The sequence below is a fragment of the Streptomyces sp. NBC_00442 genome (assembly GCF_036014195.1).
Lineage (GTDB): Bacteria > Actinomycetota > Actinomycetes > Streptomycetales > Streptomycetaceae > Streptomyces.
The window spans coordinates 4,056,458-4,072,139 of the sequence record NZ_CP107918.1 but is presented as its reverse complement, the minus strand read 5'-3'; the positions used below and the strand labels follow the sequence as shown (position 1 = coordinate 4,072,139).

14 protein-coding genes and 3 pseudogenes are annotated in these 15,682 nt (G+C 70.6%); 8 read left to right on the top strand and 9 right to left on the bottom strand.

Annotation, left to right across the window (positions count from 1 at the left end; all coding sequences use genetic code 11):
- Nucleotides 1-104: 104 nt before the first annotated feature.
- Nucleotides 105-650, bottom strand: a complete 546-nt coding sequence (locus tag OG432_RS18355; RefSeq protein WP_328312020.1) for a GbsR/MarR family transcriptional regulator — start codon at nt 648-650, stop codon at nt 105-107.
- A gap of 74 nt (nt 651-724) precedes the next feature.
- On the opposite strand from OG432_RS18355, the gene OG432_RS18350 reads away from it, so the two are divergent.
- Nucleotides 725-1,654, top strand: coding sequence for an ABC transporter ATP-binding protein (locus OG432_RS18350; RefSeq protein WP_328312019.1), 930 nt, complete (start codon nt 725-727; stop codon nt 1,652-1,654).
- The gene (locus OG432_RS18345) at nt 1,651-3,267 is read left to right on the top strand and encodes an ABC transporter permease (protein ID WP_328312018.1); all 1,617 of its coding nucleotides are present in this window, start codon (nt 1,651-1,653) and stop codon (nt 3,265-3,267) included. The genes OG432_RS18350 and OG432_RS18345 overlap by 4 nt, the downstream gene beginning before the upstream one ends.
- Before the next feature lie 121 nt (nt 3,268-3,388).
- Here the strand turns inward: OG432_RS18345 and OG432_RS18340 are convergent, their stop codons facing one another.
- A complete protein-coding gene (locus tag OG432_RS18340) occupies nt 3,389-4,657 on the bottom strand; it encodes a cytochrome P450 (RefSeq protein ID WP_443058584.1) in 1,269 nt (422 codons plus the stop codon).
- Nucleotides 4,658-4,745: 88 nt separating this feature from the next.
- On the opposite strand from OG432_RS18340, the gene OG432_RS18335 reads away from it, so the two are divergent.
- Nucleotides 4,746-5,312 (top strand): hypothetical protein, encoded by a 567-nt coding sequence (locus OG432_RS18335; protein ID WP_328312017.1) that lies wholly within the window; start codon nt 4,746-4,748, stop codon nt 5,310-5,312.
- Between the two features lie 189 nt (nt 5,313-5,501).
- On the opposite strand, the pseudogene OG432_RS18330 reads toward OG432_RS18335, so the two are convergent.
- Nucleotides 5,502-6,793, bottom strand: a pseudogene (locus OG432_RS18330) (MFS transporter).
- A 70-nt stretch (nt 6,794-6,863) separates the two neighbouring features.
- Between OG432_RS18330 and OG432_RS18325 the strand changes: the two are divergent.
- Nucleotides 6,864-7,298 carry a MerR family transcriptional regulator gene (locus OG432_RS18325; protein WP_328312016.1) on the top strand — a complete coding sequence of 145 codons (435 nt, stop codon included), beginning with the start codon at nt 6,864-6,866 and terminating at the stop codon, nt 7,296-7,298.
- Between the two features lie 161 nt (nt 7,299-7,459).
- Here OG432_RS18325 and OG432_RS18320 read toward each other — a convergent pair whose 3' ends face one another.
- Nucleotides 7,460-8,089: a TetR/AcrR family transcriptional regulator gene (locus tag OG432_RS18320; RefSeq protein ID WP_328312015.1), complete on the bottom strand. Its 630-nt coding sequence runs from the start codon at nt 8,087-8,089 to the stop codon at nt 7,460-7,462.
- Nucleotides 8,090-8,125: 36 nt separating this feature from the next.
- Between OG432_RS18320 and OG432_RS18315 the strand changes: the two genes are divergently transcribed.
- Together OG432_RS18315 and OG432_RS18310 are read left to right on the top strand one after the other, a co-directional pair.
- Nucleotides 8,126-8,452, top strand: a complete 327-nt coding sequence (locus tag OG432_RS18315; protein WP_328312014.1) for a rhodanese-like domain-containing protein — start codon at nt 8,126-8,128, stop codon at nt 8,450-8,452.
- A 198-nt stretch (nt 8,453-8,650) separates the two neighbouring features.
- Nucleotides 8,651-9,493, top strand: a pseudogene (locus tag OG432_RS18310) (IS5 family transposase).
- A gap of 218 nt (nt 9,494-9,711) precedes the next feature.
- On the opposite strand, the gene OG432_RS18305 reads toward OG432_RS18310, so the two are convergent.
- Nucleotides 9,712-10,446 carry a GbsR/MarR family transcriptional regulator gene (locus OG432_RS18305; protein ID WP_328312013.1) on the bottom strand — a complete coding sequence of 245 codons (735 nt, stop codon included), beginning with the start codon at nt 10,444-10,446 and terminating at the stop codon, nt 9,712-9,714.
- Nucleotides 10,447-10,654: 208 nt separating this feature from the next.
- On the opposite strand from OG432_RS18305, the gene OG432_RS18300 reads away from it, so the two are divergent.
- Both OG432_RS18300 and OG432_RS18295 read left to right on the top strand, forming a co-directional pair.
- Entirely contained in the window at nt 10,655-11,617 is a 963-nt protein-coding gene (locus OG432_RS18300; RefSeq protein WP_328312012.1) for an ATP-binding cassette domain-containing protein, read from the top strand.
- Complete coding sequence (locus OG432_RS18295) at nt 11,614-12,405, top strand: ABC transporter permease (protein ID WP_328312011.1); 792 nt, start codon at nt 11,614-11,616, stop codon at nt 12,403-12,405. Before OG432_RS18300 ends, OG432_RS18295 begins: the two co-directional genes overlap by 4 nt.
- Before the next feature lie 54 nt (nt 12,406-12,459).
- Here the strand turns inward: OG432_RS18295 and OG432_RS18290 are convergent.
- From OG432_RS18290 to OG432_RS18275, 4 genes and pseudogenes are all read right to left on the bottom strand, one after another.
- Nucleotides 12,460-12,731, bottom strand: a pseudogene (locus tag OG432_RS18290) (ISAzo13-like element transposase-related protein); the annotation flags it as partial.
- A gap of 97 nt (nt 12,732-12,828) precedes the next feature.
- Nucleotides 12,829-13,494, bottom strand: a complete 666-nt coding sequence (locus OG432_RS18285) for a response regulator transcription factor (RefSeq protein WP_328312010.1) — start codon at nt 13,492-13,494, stop codon at nt 12,829-12,831.
- Nucleotides 13,491-14,873: a sensor histidine kinase gene (locus tag OG432_RS18280; RefSeq protein WP_328315151.1), complete on the bottom strand. Its 1,383-nt coding sequence runs from the start codon at nt 14,871-14,873 to the stop codon at nt 13,491-13,493. Before OG432_RS18280 ends, OG432_RS18285 begins: the two co-directional genes overlap by 4 nt.
- Nucleotides 14,874-15,099: 226 nt before the next feature.
- The gene (locus OG432_RS18275; protein WP_328312009.1) at nt 15,100-15,597 is read right to left on the bottom strand and encodes an FBP domain-containing protein; all 498 of its coding nucleotides are present in this window, start codon (nt 15,595-15,597) and stop codon (nt 15,100-15,102) included.
- Nucleotides 15,598-15,682 lie beyond the last annotated feature (85 nt).

Below are 15,682 nucleotides of genomic sequence, written 5' to 3'. Positions count from 1 at the left end.
TGCGGGCCGTCACCGGGTGCCCTACAGGGGCGCGGGGACCTGTGCGACCAGCCAAACCCGCCAGGAGAGACAAGAGAGACAAGGGAGCCAGGAGGGCCAGGGGGCTACAGCGGCGGGAGGTCCAGGGTGGTGCGGTGGGCGCGCCAGCGGGCCATCAGCTGGGACAGTTCGCCGTGCAGGAAGGCGAAGAACTCCGCCGTCTCCGCCATCCGCGCCCCCGCCGCCGTCCCCGGCCCCCCCGCACTCGCCACGCCGTCCGCCATGACCTGCTCCCAGCGGGTCAGGACCCGGTCGCGGTTGGTGAAGGTCTCGTACCAGAGCTCGTTGTGCAGCACGTACCGGTCGCGCCGCGAACCCGGCTCGCGCTCGCGGCCGACCATGTCGACCTGCGCGAGATAGCGCACCGCACCCGAGACCGCCGCCGGGCTGATCCGGAGCGCCGAGGCCAGCTCGGCCGAGGTCATCGCGCCCGACTCGGAGACGAGCAGCGCCGCGAACACCCGCGCCGCCATCCGCTGCATGCCCGCCTCGGCCAGCTCGGAGGCGAACCGTTCGACGAACCGCCCCACCGCATCCTCGTCCCGCCCCACCGGCACCTCCGGCACCTTTCGCCCCCTCTGCGATGTCTGTTCCGTGTCCTCGCTGCTCATGGTCCGACCCTATCCGCTCCTTCATACCCTTCCTTAGCTTCACAACTTCGTGAAAATACCGTACGTTCAAAAGCATGACGAAGGCAATCACGGTCGCCGGACTGCACAAGTCGTTCGGCCGCACCCAGGCGCTGGACGGTCTCGACCTCGCCGTCGAGACCGGTGAGGTGCACGGCTTCCTCGGTCCCAACGGCGCCGGGAAGTCCACCGCCATCCGGATCCTGCTCGGGCTGCTGCGCGCCGACTCCGGCGCCGCGCGGCTGCTCGGCCGCGACCCGTGGTCGGACGCCGTCGAACTGCACCGCCGTGTCGCGTACGTACCGGGCGACGTGACCCTGTGGCGCAACCTCTCCGGCGGCGAAGTCATCGACCTGTACGGCAGGTTGAGAGGCGGCCGCCTCGACAGGTCACGCCGCCGCGACCTCATCGAGCGCTTCGAGCTCGACCCCACGAAGAAGGGCCGCACCTACTCCAAGGGCAACCGCCAGAAGGTCGCCCTGGTCGCCGCGTTCGCGTCCGACGTGGATCTCCTCGTCCTCGACGAGCCGACCTCCGGCCTCGACCCGCTGATGGAGGAGGTCTTCCAGGAGTGTGTGAAGGAGGAACGCGACCGGGGCCGCACCGTCCTGCTCTCCTCGCACCTCCTCAGCGAGGTGGAGAGCCTCTGCGACCGGGTGAGCATCATCCGGCGCGGCCGGACCGTGGAAACGGGCTCGCTCGCCGAGCTGCGCCACCTCACCCGTACGTCCGTGACGGCGGAACTCGCGGGCGAGCCGGGCGAGTTGGCCGGGCTGCCCGGGGTGCACGACGTGGACGTCCGGGGACGGCGGGTCCGGCTCCAGGTCGAGAGCGACAAGCTGGACGCGGTGCTGCGCTCGTTCACGGAGTCCGGCGTACGGTCCCTGACGTCCACCCCGCCGACCCTGGAGGAGCTGTTCCTGCGGCACTACACCGGGCGCACCGGCGCGGAGACGACCGGGGCGGACGAGGTGGTGGAGCGATGACCGCCGTGGCCGCGCCCCTGCCGACCGCGCCGGCGTCGCGGCGCGAACTGGCGGGCACCGGAGCCCTGTTGCGGCTGGCCCTGCGCCGCGACCGGGTGATGATCCCGGTGTGGGCGGTCGCGCTGGGCGGGCTCGTCGCCAGCGGCGCGAGCACCCTGGAGAAGGTGTACACGACGGCCGCCCAACGCGCCGAGGTGGCCCACTCGATGAGCGGCAACGGCTCGCTGCGCGCGCTGTACGGTCCGGTCTTCGACGACTCGCCGGGCGGGCTCACCGCATGGCGCTTCGGCGGGTTCGGCTGCGTACTCGCGGCGGTGATGAGCCTGCTGATCGTCGTGCGCCACACACGGGAGGAAGAGGAGACCGGGCGCCAGGAACTGCTGTCGTCGGCGATGGTGGGGCGGCGCGCCCCGCTCACCTCGGCCCTGCTCGCGGCGCTGACCGCCAACGCGTCCGTGGCCGTCGTCATCACGGCGGGACTCGCCAAGTCGACCGGAAACACGGCGGGTTCGGCGGCGCTCGGCCTGACGATCGGCACGGTCGGGATGCTGTTCGCGGGCACGGCGGCCGTCATGGCCCAGCTGACGGAGAGCGCCCGCCTCGCCAAGGGACTCACCGGCGCGGTCCTCGCCGCGGCGTTCCTCCTGAAAGCGGCCGGGGACACCGCGACCCGCGACGCCTCCTCGGCGCTCGACCGGCTCTCCCCGCTCGGCTGGGCCGAGAACGTCCGCCCGTACGCCGACGAACGGTGGTGGGTGCTCCTGCTGATCGTGGCGGCGGCCTGTGTGCAGGGCGGGGCGGCGTACGTTCTCGCCGGGCGGCGCGACCTCGGGATGGGCTTCATGCCGCCGCGCCCCGGCCCCGCCGAGGGCCGCATCGCGACGGCGTACGGACTCGCCCGGCGCCTCCAGCGCGGCGGCGTGCTCGGCTGGACCCTCGGGTTCGCCCTGGCCGGGCTGCTGTTCGGCGGGATGGCGGACGGCGCGGCGGACCTGGTCGGCGACAACGCGCGGACCCGCGAGATCATCCAGCGGATGGGCGGCCAGGCGGGCCCGACCGACGCGTTCCTCGCCGCGATCGCCGGCCTTCTCGGGATGGTCGCGGCCCTGTACGCCACGTCGTCCGTCCTGCGGCTGCACGGCGAGGAGACGGCACAGCGCGCCGAACCGGTCCTCGCGGCATCGGTGGGCCGGGGCCGGTGGGCGGCCGGGCATCTGGTGATCGCGTTCGGCGGGGCGGCCCTGGTCATGGCGGCCGGAGGGCTCGGCCTGGGCGTCGGCCACGGCGGGGAGTTCGGCCCGCTCCTGGCCGCGTGCCTGGTCCAGCTCCCCGCGATCTGGACCCTGGCGGGTCTCGCGATGCTGCTCTTCGGAGCGTTCCCGAAGCTCGCGCAGGCGGCGCTCGGCGTGGTGGGCCTGTGCCTGGCCCTCGGCTGGATCGGCCCCGCCCTGAACCTGCCCTCCCCCGTCCTGCGCCTCTCCCCCTTCGGTCACCTGCCGAAGCTGCCGGGTACGGAGATGGCATGGACACCCGTGCTCGTCCTGACGGGGATCGCGGGCGTGCTGGTGGCGGCGGGGGTGGGGGCGTTGCGGCGGCGGGACGTGGAGGGATGAGGACGACCGGGGTGCGGGGTGAGGACGGCAGGGATGCGGGGTGAGGACGGCAGGGATGCGGGGTGAGGACGGCCGGGGGTGGGCATGGCTGGGGCCGGGGGCCACGGCGTGGCCGGCTTCCTCAGCACTCCACCCGGAGCTCCTTGAGTCCCCGGATGACGAACCCGGGGCCCCGCTCCGGTTCGGCGGCCAGCCTCATCCGGGGCGCCTTGGCGAGCAACTCGCTGAAGGACGCCTGTAGTTCGAGCCGGGCCAACGGGGCACCCAGGCAGTAGTGAATGCCGGCGCCGAAGGAGATGTGCGGGTTCTCGGCGCGGGAGAGGTCGAGGGCGGCGGGGTCGGCGAACCGGGCGGGGTCGTGGTTGGCGGACCCGAAGAGGAGCGCCACCTCGCTGCCGCGCGGAAGGACCTGCCCCGCGAACTCGATGTCTTCGAGCACCCACCGCTCGAAGAGCTGGAGCGGGGTGTCGTAGCGCATCAACTCCTCGATGGCGGTGGGAAGCAGCTTGTCCGGCGACGCGCGGAGCGCGGCGAGCTGTTCGGGGTGGCGCAGCAGGGCCCACCAGCCGTTGGTGGTGGTGTTGACGGTGGCCTCGTGCCCCGCGTTGAGCAGCAGGACGCAGGTGGAGATCATTTCCTGTTCGGTGAGACGGGCTCGGGAGTCCGGGCCGGGGCCGCCCTCGTCGTCGTACGCCGCGATGAGCGCGGAGATCAGGTCGTCGCCGGGGGCGGTGCGCCGCTCGGCGATCAACTCCCTGAGATAGGAGCTGAATTCGCGTGAGGCGCGCACGGCGCGGGCGGCGGCATCCTCGCCCGGGTTGAGTTCGTACATGCCGCAGATCGCGGCGGACCAGGGGCGCAGGAGGGGGCGGTCGGCGTCGGGGATGCCGAGCATCTCGGCGATGACGGCGACGGGGAGGGGTTCGGCCACCTCGGCGACGAGGTCGCCGCCGCCCGCCGCGACGAAGTCGTCCACGAGCCGCGCGGCGAGGCGCCGCACGGTCGGGGCGAGCCGCTCCACTGTGCGCGGGGTGAACGCCTGGGAGACGAGGCGGCGGATACGGGTGTGGTCCGGGGGCTCCAGGTCGAGCATGCCGTGGTCGTTGAGGGTGTGGAACGGCTCGTGGGCGGCGGGCGGGGGCGTGCGGCCGAACTCCTCGTGCGTGAAGAGGTGTTGGTAACTCCGACCGAGGCGGCGGTCCCGCAGCAGGGCGGACACGTCGGCGTGGTGGGGCACCAGCCACTGTCCCGTCGGCGCGTAGTGCAGCACCCGGCCCATGGCTCGGAGCGCGGCGTACGCGGGGTAGGGGTTCGCGACGAAGTCGGGGTCGTGAGGACGGAAGGGGGTGGGTGTGTCGTCCTTGGAGGCCGGGGGATTCATGGGATTCATGGGAGTCATGGAGGTGAGGATGGGGGGTCGCGGGAGGCGGATCAAGGGTGGCGTTTCCTGCGCGAAGGGCGCGGCGTACTGTCGCGCCGTGGACGAACTCTCTTTCCGGGGACCGGGGGCTTTCCGCCTGTCGTGGCGGCACTTCGCGTACGCGGTGGCGGCGATCGGTGCCGAATGGCTCGTGTCCTACTCCCAGCTGAGTGCGGCGGGCGTGTACTGCGTGCTCGTCGGGAGCGTGCTTTGCGTCGGCCTCGGCTTCTTCTCCTGGTACCGGAGCCGGTGCACGGTGGGCGCGGAGGGGATATTCATCTCCTGGGGCCTGGGTGGCCGTACCTACTCCTGGCGGGAGATCCGCTGGATCGACGTGCGCGAGACCGAGGGTGAGCAGGGGAAGGCGCTCGCGGTGCGCGTCTTCCTCACCAACGGGCGGCGGCGCTCGCTGCCGGGGTTGCAGCACAACCCCGTCTATCAGGCGCCGAACTTCTACGCGGACTACCACCGGGTGGTGCGGTGGTGGGAGCGGAGCACGGAGCCCGGGGCTCGGGTGCGGCCCACTGCGGAGTCCCGGGACCGGGTCACGCCGTGGATCGTCGGCGTGGTCCTGGCGGTGCTGATCGCCGTGGCGGCGGTGGCGGGCGTAGCGATGCGGGGCTAGGTGGCGGGCGTGGCGATGCCGGGCAGGGTGGCGGGCGTGGCGATGCCGGGCAGGGTGGCGGGCGTGGCGATGCCGGGCAGGGTGGCGGGCGTGGCCATGCGGGGCTAGGTGGCGGTCTGCGGCGATCCGCTCGATGTGGGTGATGGTGCCGTGGGAGTGCGGCAACCGGACACCCGCTCCCTTCAGCCCTCAGGGGCGCGTTGGCGTGGGCCGTGGCGTGGTGTGAGTGTCGCGGAATGTGTGGTGTCGGGCCGCGGCGACGACGAGCAGGCCGACCGCCCCGAGCGCGGCGGCCGACACGGCGACCGCGGTGACGCCCGACTTCTGCAGCAGGAGACCACCGACGATGCCGCCAAGGGCCATCGCCGCGTTCCAGAGGGTGACGAGGATGGCTTGCGCGGTGTCGGCGGCAGCACTGCTGTGCCGCATTCCGGCTTGTCCGGCCGCGGTTTGCAACAAGGTCGGGGCACCACCCCACCCGAGGCCCCACAGAACAGCGGCGCCCCACACGATCGCGTGTGTTGTCGTGACGGCAAGAGCCGCGGTGGCGAGAGTGAACAGCACCGCGCCGGTGACCATCAGAGTCCGTAGCCGGCGGTCGACATGGCGCCCGACGTACCAAATACTCACCAGGCACGCGACACCGAAGACAAGGAGAACCGCATCGGTCGCCGACCCGAGCCCGGGTGCTGAAGGTAGGGAGCGATGTAGGCGTAGATCATCGTGTGCCCGAGGACGAACGCCGTGACCGTGGCCATGATCGGCGCGACGCCTGGCACCCCCAAGGTCTGCCGCAGGGGCGACTTCGCCGGCTCCGGTGCGGGGTTCGAACGGCTGGTGTCGGCCTGTGCGGTGGCGGTGTCGGCCTGTTCGGTGGCGGGTTGCCCCACGCCGGGGACGGACACGCCGATCCAGCCGATGACGGCAAGAGTGACCAGGGAGACGGCGCCGAACGCCGCCCGCCATCCCACCTGTTCACCGATCAGCGTGCCGGCCGGAACTCCCAAGGACAACGCCACGGGGATCCCGGTCATCGCCACCGCGATGGCGCGCCCTTCCATGCCGGCAGGTGCGATACGACGGGCATGGCCGGCCAGGATCGCCCAGGCCAGGCCCGCGGCCACGCCGGCGAGGAACCGGCCCGCGAGCAGGACGAGGTATCCCGGTGCGGCCGCGGTCAACGTGTTGGCCACCAGGAAGACGGCCATGGCGCCGAGCAGCAGGGGCTTCCGCGGAATGGATGCCGTCGCCGTGGCGAGCGGGATCGCGGTCAGCGCCGTACCGCCCGCATAGACGGTGACGGCCTGGCCGGCAGCACCTGAACTGGTGCCCAGTGAGGCCGACATGCCGGGCAGCACACCCGCGGGCAGAGTCTCCGTCAAGCTCGTGATGAAGACGGCGGTCCCCAGTGCCAGCAGCGCCGGCCATGGCAGGCCGGTCCGTCGCGTACGGGACTGTGTGTCGGAAGACGTGGTGGTCATGGACCGAATCGTGAAACCTTCACATAGGTGTGATGGTCAAGGCGGGATGCGGCGAGTAGTTTCGGCGGGTGTGAGGATCGGTGAATTGTCGCGACTGACGGGTGCGTCGCGCCGGTTGCTCCGCTACTACGAGGAGCAGGGGCTGATCGTCCCGGACCGGGCCGCGAACGGGTATCGGGAGTACGACGACCGCTACGTGGACCGGGTCAACCAGATCCGCGGGCTGCTGGATGCGGGGCTTCCCACGCGCATCATCAAGCAGATCCTTCCCTGCCTGGACAAACCTCGATCGATCCACTTTCCCGATGCGACACCGGAGATGCTGGCCTTGCTCGGCGCCGAGCGGGACCGGCTCACCGAGCGGATCGATGTGCTCATCCGCAACCGGGATGCGATGAGTGAGTATCTGGCTGAAGTCGGGCAGTGCCGGCTGCCGGTGCCCGGCGGCCCTGAAGGAACACCGGACCCGTGCGTGGCCTCGCGCACAGTTCCCCGCGCCCCTTGACCCCGCCCTCGTGTGCGGACCGTGCCCGCTCCGCGCAGCCGACCACTTCCTCGCCTTCACCAGCATCGCCTGCGCCCTCATCCGCTAGCGCAGACTCACCAAATGAGATGACTTCTTAGAGGTCGCGCGGATAGGTGTGGGTCCACGACTCGGCCCCTGCCCTACGGGCTGGGGGGTTGCATCGCCGAGCGGGCGAGGCGAATGAGGCCGGCTCGGATCCGCTGTTCGCCGAGTTCCGGAAGGAGCGCGGCCACGTGTTCGGCGGCCAGCGCGGCGAGCAAGGCGTGGGCGGTGTGTTCGGGGTCGGGTGTGGTGACCAGCAGGATCGCTGTGTGGCGGTGCCAGAACCGGTAGGCCCCGATCCGGTACCGGGCGCCGACCGCGGCGGTCTCCGAGGTACGGATGAGAGCCAGATTCTCCAGCAGGTAGTCGACATAGGCGTCGACGAACGCGGTGAGCCGCTCCTCGGCGGCGGCTCCAGGGCCAAGCGGTGGCGGTCCATACAGGATCGCCTCTTGCAGTACGCGTTCTCGGGCGTCAAGGAGTGCGGCGGCCAGCCCGGACTTGTCGCCGAAGCGGCGGTACAGGGTGCCCTTGCCGACACCGGCGGCCTCGGCCACCTGGTCCATGGAGACCGCTTCCACCCCGTGCTCGGCGAACAGCCGCGCGGCCGCCTCCAGCACGGCGGCACGGTTGCGTGCCGAGCGTTCTTGCTCTTTGGGCGGCGGGGTGCGCAGGAGTTCCAGCAGCATTGCGGAATCGGACTGCGGTCCGTTATTGTCGTGAGCCACAACCGGACTATAGTCCGATTCTTGAAAGGTAGGGGCATGACCGCACTCATCACACGAGACGAGCTGAAGGCAGCCACGGACGCGGGCAGTGTGACCGTCGTCGACACTCTGGGCGGCGAGTACTACGCCAAGCAGCACCTTCCTGGCGCACTCGAACTGGTCCTGGCCGACGTGGAGGCCCAGGCGTCCGCCCTGCTCCCCGACCGCGACGCAGCGATCGTCACCTACTGCTCCAACCCGGCGTGCCCCAACAGTGGACAGGTCGCCGACCGGCTCACCGCTCTCGGATACACCAATGTCCGCAAGTACCGTGAGGGCATCCAGGACTGGGTGGAGGCGGGCCTTCCCACCGAGTCCGCCTGACCGCACCCCGGGGGAGGGCAGCCCGAGAAGCCCTGCCCTCCCCCGGGGCAGTCACGCATTCATGCACCATGCCGGGTCGACAAGCCGCCGAGCACCCCCGTGAGGCACAGACAGCGTGGACGGCATGGGCCGAGTTCGACGCAGCCTGTCAACGGCCTCAATCAAGAGGCTGACATACCTTGATCACTTGGAAGGTTGGTGCCCGTACTGCCGGCATGGCCGACCCAACCACTGTGGGACCAATTCGCCGCTCTGCTTCCGGAGCGGCCGCGCCATCACCCGGACCATCCCCTGCGCTGCCACCGCCCGCGCATCAAGGACCGGATCGTGTTCGACAAGCTGCTGCGGCTCCTGCGGTTCGGCTGCTCCTAGCAGGCGATCGCCGACACGACCTGTTCGGCCACCACGATCCGCAACCGCCGCGACGAGTGGATCCGGCTCGGCGTCTTCGCCCGGCTCAAGAACATCGCGCTGGAGTCCTACGACCGAATCGTCGGCCTCGTCTTGGACCAGATCGCCGTCGACGGCGCCATCACCCAAGCCCCCGGGGGCGGCGAGGTGGCCGGGCGTTCCACGGTCGACCGCGGCAAGCATGGCCTGAAGCGCTCGGGCATGACGGATGGTTACGGCATTCCGCTGGGCCGCGTCCTGTCCGGGGCCAACCGACATGAATCCCCGCTGCTCGCCCCGACCCTGGACCGCCTGAACGACCTCGGACCGTTACCCGCCGACATCACCGTCCACCTGGACGCCGGCTACGACTCCGACAAGACCCGCGCCCTGCTCGGCGAACGCGGCCCGCACGGCCGGATCGCGCACAAAGGCGAGAAGGCGCCGATCCAGGCGAGCCAGAGGTGGCACGTGGAGCGCACGCACTCCTGACAGAACGCCTTCCACCGCCTCGCCCGCTGCTACGAGCGCCGGGCCACCGTCATCGACGCCTTCTCCGACCTCGCCGACACGATCATCACCGTGCGTAGCCTCATCCGACAGTCATGGACGACTCACCGCTGGGACGAACGCCCGCACCGCCGTCCATGAGCACAGCACATGCCTATCTGCGCGACCTCTTGGCCCCGCAAGCCGCGTTCAGCAGCCGAAGAGGAAACGGGAAACACGCACCTTCCGGGGACGGGCGAGTGGCGCCGGGGCCTTGGACATCAGGGCAGGGACCCAGTGAGGCTCAGGGGAGTTCGCGGGACGTCTCACACGATCGTGACGGAGGCGATGCGGCGAGACCTGCGGCCGGCGTGGCCCGCTCAGTCGGTTTCGGATGTCGGTCGAGGGTGGGTGGAGTAGACCGTGTGCCAGTGCTCGGCCGAGCGGACCAGGTCGTCGATGACGTGGCGGAGGAACTGGTTCGTGTTCTCCAGTCGGGCACCGGCGGGGGTGGTGACGCCGAGCTTCCGGGCTCCGGCCGCGCAGGCTTCGGCGATCCGGGTCTGGTTGCGCGCGCCGGCCATGATGGATGTGAAGACCGCGTCGTCTTCGACGACGTAGCGCTCGGCCCGGCTGCGGAGATCGCGCTCGCGCTTGATGAGTGCCTGGTTCTCCAGGTAGCCGATGGCCTTGGAGACGGAGGCGGGACTGATCCGCAGGCGTCGAACGAGGTCCGCGGAGGTGAGGCTGCCGCTGTCGGTGGTGAACAGCGCGGCGAGCACCTTGGCCATCATCTGCGGAAGCCCGGCCTGAATCATCAGCTCCACGCTCTGCGCGCCCACCTCGTCCACGATCCGTGGATCGCGCCCGCCCAGGCCGGCCGTTCCCGGAGAGGTCACCGGCGCAGGGGGCCTGTGCTGACGCGCCCGGCCCGCGCCCGCTTGGTGCGCCGCCTCGGCGTGGTAGCCGCGCGGCCCGCCATTGCGCATCACCTCGCGGGTGATGGTCGAGGTCGGCCGCCCGGTGCGGCGGCCGATGGCGGCGTAGGTCAGCCCCTCGTGCAGCCCAGCGGCGATCCGCTGACGGTCCTGGAGCGTGAGTCGGTCGCCGGGCATCCAGGTGTCCTCCCTTGTTCGATGTCCGAACCAGCTTAATGCAACGCTCTCCGTTGCATTAGATGGCACCGACCATGCAACGATTTGCCTTTCCCACCTGGAGTTATGCCGTTGCTTGACGTGGATACGATTGACGAATTGGCATATGCAACGCAACTATTGTCGAGACGTGAAGATCAGTCGGAGCTCAACGACGGAAGCGGAACCCATGACCACCAATCTCGGTCCCCCAGCACTCTCGGCGGCCGCGGTACGCAAGGCGTACGGCGACCACGTGGTGCTGAGCGGCATCGACCTGGACATCCCCGCAGGTTCGGTCTTCGCGCTACTCGGGCCGAACGGCGCGGGCAAGACGACGACGGTGCAGATCCTGTCCACGCTCATCCGCGCCGACGCCGGGGAGATGCGGGTCGCCGGCCACGACGTGGTCCGTGATCCGGACGCGGTCCGTGCCGCGATCGGCGTCACCGGCCAGTTCTCCGCGATCGACGGCTTCCTCACCGGCGAGGAGAACCTGCTGCTGATGGCCGACCTGCACCGCCTGCCCCGGAGGGAACGGCGGAATCGCGCCACCGAACTGCTGGCGCGATTCGACCTGATGGACGCGGCCCGCAAGCCCGCGGTGACGTACTCCGGCGGGATGCGCCGCCGGCTGGACCTCGCGATGACCCTGGTCGGCCGACCGCGGGTGATCTTCCTCGACGAGCCGACCACCGGGCTGGACCCGCGCAGCAGGCGGACCATGTGGGAGATCATCCGCGGCCTGGTCACCGACGAAGGCGTCACGATCTTCCTCACCACGCAGTACCTCGAAGAGGCCGACCAACTCGCCGACCGCATCGCGGTGTTGCACCAGGGAAAGATCGTCGCCCAGGGCACGGCAGAGGATCTCAAGCGGCAGGTCGGCGGCGGCCACATCACCCTGCGCTTCGCCGACGCCCACGGCCACGCCTACGCGGCCCGGACCCTGGACGTGGTGTCCCGCAACGATGAGTCACTCACTCTTCAGATTGCCGACCGGGGCGACGTCCGGTCGCTGCGCGCACTCCTTGACTGGCTCGACCGCGCCTCGCTGACCGTGGATGAACTCCAGGTCCACACCCCCGATCTCGACGATGTCTTCTTCGCACTGACGGGCAACCCCGTCACGGAACAGGAGCCCGCCCGATGAGCACCGCCGGCCAGGCCTTCACCGACTCGGCGACCATGCTGCGTCGCCAGTTGCGGCACATGCTGCGGTACCCGACGCTCACCCTCACCGCCGCTGGGGTCCCAGTGGTCTTCCTGCTGCTGTTCGTCTACGTTCTCGGCGGCATCCTCGGCAGCGGTCTCGGCGGGCCGTCGGGCGGCCGGGACACCTACGTGAACTACGTCGTCCCCGGCGTCATCCTGATGACCGCGGCCACCGCGGCCCAGGGCACCGCGATCTCGGTGGCCATTGACATGACCGAGGGCATCGTCGCCCGGTTCCGCACCATGGCCATCGCCCGGGTCTCGGTGCTCACCGGCCACGTGCTGGGCAGCCTGGCCCAGACGCTGCTGAGCATGACCATCGTGACCGGCGCCGCCCTGCTGGTGGGCTTCGAGCCCACCGCGGACTTCGGTCGATGGCTCGGCGTGATCGGCGTGCTCGTGCTGATCATCCTCGCGCTCACCTGGCTGTCGGTCGCGCTGGCCCTGATGGCCAAGAGCGTCGCGACCGCGAGCAACATGCTGACGCCACTGATGATCCTGCCGATGATGGGCAGTGGATTCGTCCCCACCGACTCGATGCCCGCCGGGCTCAGATGGTTCGCCGACTACCAGCCGTTCACCCCGTTCATCGAGACCCTGCGCGGGCTGCTGATGGGCACACCGATCGGCAACAACGCGATTCTCGCCGTCGGCTGGTGCGCCCTGATCGCCCTGGGGGGCTACATGTGGGCCAAGAAGCTCTACAATCGCGAGCCCACGCAGTGAGCCGCTGCCGGTTCTCGACCACCTGGCCGGTCGAGATGAGCCCGCTCGGATTCACTTGAGGGTCTTGGCGTTGGCCTGGAGGCCGGATCCCTCTTCCCGCAGCAGGTCGCGACGGTGTCCGCCGAGATGCGCTGGCCCTGCCCGGTGAGCTGGTCGGCGGGTCCGCGGGGGGACTTCGTCGTCCATCTCGGTGGCGATATCGGATCCCCACGCATGTCCGGCTCGACCAGCGCCACCAGCGCGGGCCGCAGTTTTGGATCCACCTCGGCCACCCGCTTGCGCCCGCCGCCCGGACGGCGAACCCGGCCCGGCGGCTCCGCCCCCGCCACAGCCGACAGCCGACAGCCGACAGCCCACTCATCCACATGAGATGACCCCTAAGGCGCGATACGAGGTCTGGGGCGGAGCCCCGGGGGGTTGGGGTCAGGACGGGGTTACCAGGCGGGTTTCGTAGGCGTAGACCGCCGCCTGCGTACGGTCACGGAGACCAAGTTTCACCAGCACCCGACTGACGTGCGTCTTGATCGTCGACTCCGCCACAACCAGCCGCTCCGCGATCTCCTGGTTGGACAACCCCTGAGCGATCAGGACGAGCACCTCCGTCTCACGATCCGTGAGCTCCTCCACCTGCCCCACCCCGGCGGAGCCACCCCGCTGCGCCGGCAGGACCCGCGCGAACTCGTTGATCAGGCGCCGCGTCACCGAGGGCGCGAGCAGCGCCTCCCCGGACGCCACCACCCTTACCCCCTCGGCGAGTTGACGCGCGGATGCGTCCTTCAGGAGGAAGCCGGACGCACCGGCCCGCAGCGCCTGGTACACGTACTCGTCGAGGTCGAACGTGGTCAGGACGAGCACCTTCGACGAGTCGTCCGCCGCGACGATCTCCCGCGTCGCCTCGATGCCGTTCATGTGGGGCATGCGGATGTCCATCAGGACCACGTCGGGGCGGAGCGCCTGCACCTGGGCCACCGCCTCGCGGCCGTCGACCGCCTCACCGACGACCTCGATGTCCGGCTGCGCGCCGAGCAGTACGGAGAATCCCTCGCGCACCATCATCTGGTCGTCGACGATGAGGACCTTGATCGTCACGCCCGCTCCCCCGTCCCGTGCGCCGTCCCGTGTCCCGCTCCCTTGGCGAGGTCCACGGTGGACTCCGCCCCGGACACCCCGGACACCCCGGACGCCTCGGACACCCCGGACCGCTCGGACCGCTCGGCCGGTCCGGTCGGGGCGACCGGGATGAAGACGGTGACCTCGTAGCCGCCCTCGGCCGTCCGCTCCGCGGTCATCGCGCCGCCGAGCATCGACACCCGCTCCGCCATGCCCGTGAGCCCGTGCCCGGAACCCTGCGAGGGGCCTGCCTCCGCGGTGGCGCGTCCGTTGAGGATCCGCAGGCCGAGCCCGCCCAGGACGTACCCGATCTCCACCCGCGCCCCCGACCCCGGCGCGTGCCGCAGGGTGTTGCTGAGCGCCTCCTGGATGATCCGGTACGCCGACAGCTCGACGCCCTGCGGGAGTTCGCGTACCGCGCCGGTGATGACCTTCTCCACGGGCAGCCCGGCCTCGCGGACATTGGCGAGGAGGCCGTCGAGGTCGGCGAGGGTGGGCTGGGGGGCGTCCGGCGCCTCGTAGTCCTCGGCGCGTACGACACCGAGCACCCGGCGCAGTTCGGTGAGCGCGGCCACCGCGTTCTCGCGGATCGTGGCGAAGGCCTGGGCGAGCTCGGGCGGCGGGTTGTCCACCCGGTAGGGCGCGGCCTCGGCCTGGATGGCGACGACCGACATGTGGTGCGCCACCACATCGTGCAGCTCGCGGGCGATGTTGGTGCGCTCCTCCAGGACCGTCCGCCTGTCCCGCTCGACCGCGGTGACCGACTTCTCCGCGCTGACCTGCCGCTCGGCGTCCTTGCGGATGTGCACGACGGAGATGACGAGCAGGACCGTGCCGTAGAAGATCGCCATCTGCACGCTGCCCAGGGGGTCGGAGCGGCCGCGCAGAGTGCTCATGACCATGCTGACGGCGAAGGTGACCACCCACATCCAGCCCGCGACCCGGGGCCGGGTGCGCAGCGCCACGACGACGAGGACGCTCAGGTGCATGAACACGGTGCCGGGCGTCCACGGGCTCATGCTGCCGTGGTCCCCCAGCATCCCGGTGATGACGATCACCACGCACGAGAGCCAGAACGCGCCGATGGGGCGTACGAGCGTCATCAGCACCGGCACCGTCACCATCAGTCCGGCCAGCAGCAGTGCGCGGCTTCCCCAGAACCCGTCCATGCTGCGGGAGTAGCCGAGCAGCAGCGTGACGAACGCGAGGAAACAGATCGCCGCGTGCGGCAGCCACGCCACCGCCTCGCGCATCGCGCCCCTGCGGGCGCTCCCGTCCCGCGGCCGCAGGGGCCGAAGCGGCCGGTAGGCGAACGCGTCGTGGAACAGGTCCCCGCGCAGCCCGCCGTACGCATCCATCGCCAGCCGGAATTCGGGCGCGTGCCCGTGCTCGCGCCCGGCTCCGCCGCCCGCTGCTCTGGTGCCGCTCCCCTGCCGGGGCCTGGCCGTCGTCTTGTTCACACCACCACGGTAGGCGGCGGGCCGAGCGCGGGCGTCCGGCGCGATGGGGATCCTGCGGGGTCCGCCTCAGGGACTACGCCGCGCACCGGTCCCTCACGCGCCCGCCCTTACGCGCCGGCGCTCGTCACGCGCCCGCGGTCACCTTCGCGACGAACGCCGCGATGTTCTGCACCGTCCGCCCGATCTTCTCCTCCACCGTGAGCGTCTCGTGCAACCGCGATCCGGGGCCCGGGTCCTTCTTGCCGCGCACGTAGAGCGAGCAGTCCAGGTCGGAGCAGATGTAGGCGCCCACCGAGTTCCCCTGCTTGCCGGGCTTGCCCGCCTTCGGCGCGACCATCAGCGAGACCGCACCGGAGTGGGTGGTCAGGCACATCGAGCACATGCTGCGCCGCTGCCGGCCCGAGACCGAGCCGGAGCAGCGCAGCGCGAGGCCCTGCGGGCGGCCGTCGAGCTCCACGACGAGGTAGCCGCGGTCGGGTGCCTGCGGGTCGCGCCAGCCGAGGTAGTCCAGGTCGTCCCAGGGCCGCCCGGCCAGGTCGTGCGGCACGGACAGGCGCTTGGCCTCGCCCTTGGTGCAGTTCACGAAGGCGGCACGGATGTCTTGTTCGGTCAGCGGCTTCATGAATGCCACGGTAATTTGCCTAAATGCTGTAGGCAAATCAATAATGACCTCAGGAAGATGGCAGCGACTGTGACTGCGGGTGCGG

Coding starts and splice junctions, on each gene's coding strand:
- OG432_RS18355 (WP_328312020.1), bottom strand. CDS start 650: ATGAGCAGCGAGGACACGGAACAGACATCGCAGAGGGGGCGAAAGGTG.
- OG432_RS18350 (WP_328312019.1), top strand. CDS start 725: ATGACGAAGGCAATCACGGTCGCCGGACTGCACAAGTCGTTCGGCCGC.
- OG432_RS18345 (WP_328312018.1), top strand. CDS start 1,651: ATGACCGCCGTGGCCGCGCCCCTGCCGACCGCGCCGGCGTCGCGGCGC.
- OG432_RS18340 (WP_443058584.1), bottom strand. CDS start 4,657: ATGAATCCCATGAATCCCCCGGCCTCCAAGGACGACACACCCACCCCC.
- OG432_RS18315 (WP_328312014.1), top strand. CDS start 8,126: ATGACCGCACTCATCACACGAGACGAGCTGAAGGCAGCCACGGACGCG.
- OG432_RS18305 (WP_328312013.1), bottom strand. CDS start 10,446: ATGCCCGGCGACCGACTCACGCTCCAGGACCGTCAGCGGATCGCCGCT.
- OG432_RS18300 (WP_328312012.1), top strand. CDS start 10,655: ATGACCACCAATCTCGGTCCCCCAGCACTCTCGGCGGCCGCGGTACGC.
- OG432_RS18295 (WP_328312011.1), top strand. CDS start 11,614: ATGAGCACCGCCGGCCAGGCCTTCACCGACTCGGCGACCATGCTGCGT.
- OG432_RS18280 (WP_328315151.1), bottom strand. CDS start 14,873: ATGGATGCGTACGGCGGGCTGCGCGGGGACCTGTTCCACGACGCGTTC.
- OG432_RS18275 (WP_328312009.1), bottom strand. CDS start 15,597: ATGAAGCCGCTGACCGAACAAGACATCCGTGCCGCCTTCGTGAACTGC.